We start from the raw sequence: 4,022 nt of genomic DNA, 5'->3' as shown, positions 1-4,022 counted from the left end.
CGATCACCAGCAGCGGCAGCAGCGCGGTGAACACCGACCGGTACACGATCAGCAGGATCAGCGCGATCAGCCCGGCGGTGGCGATCGAAATGAACACCAGGTCGTGCTCGGCTGAGGCGATCTGATCGGCGAACGTGGCCGGTGGCCCTGTCACATAGGCCGTGGTGGACGTGTTGGCGAATGCCGTGTCGGTGAGATCGCGCACGGCTTGCACGGATTCGGCCGCGGTGGGATCACCGAGCGTGCCGGCCACCCCGACCGGCAGATACCAGGCCTTGCCGTCACCGCTGACCGCCTGGGTTCTGGTGACCGGGTCGGCCAGCAGATCCTGGACCAGCAGGACATGGTCGTGATCGGCGCGCAACCGCCCCACCAGATCCTGATAGCGCAGCTGATTATCGGGGGTCAGACCGGCCGGGTCTTGCATCGCGACGAACAGCATCGTCTTGGAGCCCTGCTCACCGAACGCCTCACTCATGCGGTCCACGGTCTGAAACGAGGGCACATCACGCGGGATCAGATCGACCGACTGTTGGCGCACCACCGTCTCCAGCTGCGGGAACAGCAGCGCCAGCACCACCGCGGCCGCGATCCATCCACCGATCACCAATGCCTTGTGGCCCACCGTGAACGCCGCGAGCCGACCCAACCGGGCGCTGTATTCCGAAGATCCGGACAGATCGACGCCGCGCCGGCCACGGGAAGGCCCAGCATCTCCGGTTCGATCGCCCATCCCCACGCCTCCCAAGAAACGAAACTATCGGTATCGCTACGATACTAATAGTCCCACACGAGGATCGGAAGGGCCGCGCCGACCTTTCGGGCCATGGTTGCGGCTGGGCGCGGTGGGGGGTGAATTAACTTGCGGTGTCCTCAGATTCGTCGTCGGGCAGGTCGTGGCGCACCACCCGCACCCGCCCGCGGGGCAGGCATGCCATGTAGCCGTGGCGTTTGCCGTAGAGCTCCCAGGAGGTCGCGGCCTCCTGGGGGGCGACATCGATGCGATGCCCGCGGGAAAAACCCAGGTGCAACCCGCCGCCCTCGTCGCACCACGCCCCCGTGCACACCGCGCCGGCCAGGTCCAGCAACGGACGCTGCTGGACCGAGACGTTGCCCGGGTCGATGAGGACCTGCTCTTCGGGATAAGACGATCCGATCGGCGGCAGGGTCAGCCGGATCGGGGTGGCGATCACCAATTCGTTGTAATCGTCGAGGTCGAGCACCAATCCGTCGCGCAACGAGACACGCTGAACGGTGCACCGCTCGATCCAGGGGGTATGCATGCCCGGCTCCCTTCGACACGTCGTTGTGTCGCTTTATGGTACTGGGAGTAGCGCAGCGATACTACTAGTATCGCTAAGTGGTGGTGTGGGTGCCGTGCACCAGCTGTCGGGTTGTGCGGTCGATGCGTTCGCGGGCCAGGTCCGCATCGATCCGGCCGCCGATGACGGCGATCAGGTTGGCCAGCCACACGTCGGCGATCAGGCTGGCCACGTCCCGGTCATGTGCGCTGGGTGTGGGCCCGCCCAGGGCGCGGGCCAGCATGTCCTCGATCACCGCGACAGCGTGCTCGATCGCGCTGGTGGCCTCGGTGTCGGCCACGACGAACGCACGCACCATCGCCTCGGTCAGGTGCGGGTTGGCCTGCCAGGCTGTGTGCAGGTGGGTGGTCAACCGCCCCAGCCGGGCCTGCGGCGCCAGTTCACCGGTACTCCAGACGAATTCGGTGTCGAGACGTTCGAATTCGCGGGCCAGCACCGTCACCAGCAGATGGCTTTTGGATCGGAAATGCCGATACAGCGAGCTGGCGGCAATGCCGGCCTGCGCGGCCACCGCACGCATCTGCACACCGTCAAAACCGTGTGCTGAGGCCACCGTCCACGCGGCATCCAGGATCGCCTCGCGACGCGCCCACACCGAGGCCGCCGGCCGGCGCGGGCGCCGCACCCGGTCCCGGGGTGCGGCGGTGGGCGCGCTCACCGCGACCCCGCGTCGGGGCCGGCGCCACCGTAGCGGGCCAGCTCGGCGAACAACTCCCCGAAACCGCTGATGTCACCGTGGGCGGCGAAATGGGCCGCATCCACCGTGATGAACACCGCCGAGGCGGTGAACCGGGTGACACCGTCCACGCCGACCCCCACCCCGTCCACATGCAACGCCCGGCCCTCGCGGGTGGCGATCCGCGCGGTCAGCCGATGCGTACATCCCAACGGCACCGGCTGCAGATAGTCCACCGTCAAACGGCGCGTCACCGCCGGGGTGGCCGCGATCCACAACGAAAACCCCAGCACGTCATCACAGGCCGCGGCGATCGCGCCACCGTGTGCGAGCCCCGGCGCACCGATATGACGCTCATCGAACACCAGATCAGCGAACACCTCATCGCCGCACCGAAACACCTCCAGCTGCAAACCGTGCGGATTGTCCGGCCCGCAGCCCATGCAGGTCGGCGTGTGTGACGGCAACCGCTGCGGCTGATCAGCACCCATCACGGCCTCCTCACACCCGGGCAGCCCCGCCACCGCGTCCCGACCCGGGACCGCCGGTACTAGCAGTTTCGCTGCGCTACTATCGGTACCATAACCGGGAGAGCGGGGGCAACGCACCGGCGATCGGAACACCAGGAGGTCAGGTGGGGACAGAACCCGCGGCGGCACCCGACGACGAGGACGACGTCGACCCGCGCCGCACCCGATCGCGCACCCGACTGCTCGACGCCGCGGCCAACCTGCTCAAAACCGGTGGGATCGAAGCCGTCACCATCGACGCGGTCACTAAAGCCTCCAAGGTCGCCCGCACCACCCTCTACCGCCACTTCAACAGTTCCTCACAACTGCTCGCGGCCACCTTCGAACGCCTTCTGCCCCAAGTCATCCCGCCCGCCCCGACCAGCGGCACCCTGCGTGAGCGGCTCATCGAACTGCTCTCGCGCCAAGCCGACCTGTTCGCCGAAGCGCCGCTGCACGTCACCACCTTGGCCTGGGCCGCGTTGGGCCCCACCGAAACGCACGACAGCGACAGCGATACCGGCCAACACGCCACCGCCAGCATGCTGCGCACCCGGGTGATCGAGCAGTACCGGCGGCCTTTCGACGAAATCCTGCACAGCCCCGAAACCTTCGACCAACTCGGCGAACTCGACATCGAACTGGCACTGTGCCAACTGGTCGGCCCCCTGGTCTTCGCCAGAATGACCGGCCTACGCGCCATCGGCCACCACGACTGCACCCGCATCGTCGACGACTTCATCACCGCGCAAACCACGCAGCGACCCGCACAACCAGCCAGCTAGGAGTTGGTGTCCGGGTGGGGTTTGCCGGCCAGTTGCCCGTGCAGGGTCGCGATGATGTGGTCGCGTTCGCGCAGTTGGGCTTTCAGGTCGGCGATCTGGGCGTCTCGTGCCTTCAGGCGGGTCCGTAGCGCGGTGATGATGCTGCTCTCGGTGTCGGTAGCCGGTGGTGGCGGTGGATCGGGGGCGGCGGCCAGCGGCTGGGTGGTGCGGATCTGTTCTCGCAGTTGGGGGCGGCGGTGGATGACGCTGCGTGACACTCCGGCGTGGCGGGCCAGGCTGCTGACGTTGATGTCGAGGCCCTGCTTGCGCATCTTCTTCAGGGCCCGATCGATACGGGCCTCGACGTCGGCGCTGCGTTTGCGGGCGCTGGCCTCAAGGGCGGTGAGGGAGGCGGGGGTGACGGTCATGCGGGTGTGTGAGGATCGGCTTTGCGCAGTGCTGAATCGTGCGCACCGCGGGTGGCCACAGGTTGCAGCGGGATGCGGTTGGCCGTCCCGGCCCCGGCGATCGCCTCCTGATGGGTGCGTTGATCTGCGGTCAGGCGGTCCAGGATGGCTTGCAGGGAATGCAATTCGCGCAGGCGTTGGGCGACCCATACGTTGTCATCGGTGAGTTCGCGGCCGGTGCGCTGGCGGTACTGCTGACGTCTGATCTCGACCAGCGCCGTGGTCTTGGCGTGCTGATCTTTGAGTTCGTCGAGGTGGGTGGCGTCGGTGGCGAAATGCCCGCA

At 67.4% G+C, this 4,022-nt stretch carries 6 protein-coding genes and 1 pseudogene; 1 reads left to right on the top strand and 6 read right to left on the bottom strand.

Going from position 1 to position 4,022, the window contains the following annotated elements; all coding sequences use genetic code 11:
• From A5779_RS22920 to A5779_RS22905, 4 genes are all read right to left on the bottom strand, one after another.
• Window positions 1-733 (bottom strand): MMPL family transporter (locus A5779_RS22920; protein WP_165609821.1); only part of this gene is annotated, 733 nt, incomplete at its 3' end.
• A gap of 124 nt (window positions 734-857) precedes the next feature.
• Window positions 858-1,283: a DUF6188 family protein gene (locus A5779_RS22915; protein ID WP_003882618.1), complete on the bottom strand. Its 426-nt coding sequence runs from the start codon at window positions 1,281-1,283 to the stop codon at window positions 858-860.
• A gap of 73 nt (window positions 1,284-1,356) precedes the next feature.
• On the bottom strand, window positions 1,357-1,917 hold the full coding sequence (locus A5779_RS22910; RefSeq protein ID WP_079710224.1) for a TetR/AcrR family transcriptional regulator: 561 nt from the start codon (window positions 1,915-1,917) through the stop codon (window positions 1,357-1,359).
• A 59-nt stretch (window positions 1,918-1,976) separates the two neighbouring features.
• Entirely contained in the window at window positions 1,977-2,489 is a 513-nt protein-coding gene (locus A5779_RS22905; RefSeq protein ID WP_003882616.1) for a PaaI family thioesterase, read from the bottom strand.
• A 143-nt stretch (window positions 2,490-2,632) separates the two neighbouring features.
• On the opposite strand from A5779_RS22905, the gene A5779_RS22900 reads away from it, so the two are divergent.
• Window positions 2,633-3,292, top strand: a complete 660-nt coding sequence (locus A5779_RS22900; protein WP_003882615.1) for a TetR/AcrR family transcriptional regulator — start codon at window positions 2,633-2,635, stop codon at window positions 3,290-3,292.
• Here the strand turns inward: A5779_RS22900 and A5779_RS22895 are convergent.
• Both A5779_RS22895 and A5779_RS22890 read right to left on the bottom strand, forming a co-directional pair.
• Window positions 3,289-3,699 (bottom strand): DUF6262 family protein, encoded by a 411-nt coding sequence (locus A5779_RS22895; protein WP_003882614.1) that lies wholly within the window; start codon window positions 3,697-3,699, stop codon window positions 3,289-3,291. The genes A5779_RS22900 and A5779_RS22895 overlap by 4 nt on opposite strands.
• Window positions 3,696-4,022: pseudogene (locus A5779_RS22890) on the bottom strand (tyrosine-type recombinase/integrase); the annotation flags it as partial. The pseudogene A5779_RS22890 and the gene A5779_RS22895, both read right to left, overlap by 4 nt.

Origin of the sequence: Mycolicibacterium peregrinum (genome assembly GCF_001665625.1) — a bacterium.
In the GTDB taxonomy this organism is placed as follows: domain Bacteria; phylum Actinomycetota; class Actinomycetes; order Mycobacteriales; family Mycobacteriaceae; genus Mycobacterium; species Mycobacterium peregrinum_B.
The sequence above is the reverse complement of the archived record's forward strand: the minus strand, read 5'-3'. Positions and strand labels throughout refer to the sequence as shown.

Coding starts and splice junctions, on each gene's coding strand:
- A5779_RS22915 (WP_003882618.1), bottom strand. CDS start 1,283: ATGCATACCCCCTGGATCGAGCGGTGCACCGTTCAGCGTGTCTCGTTG.
- A5779_RS22895 (WP_003882614.1), bottom strand. CDS start 3,699: ATGACCGTCACCCCCGCCTCCCTCACCGCCCTTGAGGCCAGCGCCCGC.
- A5779_RS22905 (WP_003882616.1), bottom strand. CDS start 2,489: ATGGGTGCTGATCAGCCGCAGCGGTTGCCGTCACACACGCCGACCTGC.